Consider the following 206-nt stretch of genomic DNA (forward strand, 5'->3'; position numbering starts at 1 on the left):
TACACCCTCACCAACGGAACCAGCACCACCAGTGCTTCGACCACCACTGCAAACTTCAGTCAGAATCTGACGGCGGCTGGCTCGGGGAGCCAGAGCTTTACCTTGACGGTGAGCGCGAACGGACAGATCAGCCAGGCCACAACGAGTGTGACGGTGACCAACAGCCCCGACTACCAGCCCCTGGTGGACCTCTACACCAGCACGGG

Annotated in this window: 1 protein-coding gene; it reads left to right on the forward strand. The window is 61.2% G+C overall.

Annotation, left to right across the window (positions count from 1 at the left end; translation table 11 throughout):
- The coding region (locus GK091_RS29355; protein WP_164044296.1) for a hypothetical protein at positions 1-206 on the forward strand (206 nt) is incomplete at both ends.

The sequence above is a fragment of the Spirosoma agri genome, assembly GCF_010747415.1.
Classification (GTDB): Bacteria; Bacteroidota; Bacteroidia; order Cytophagales; family Spirosomataceae; genus Spirosoma; species Spirosoma agri.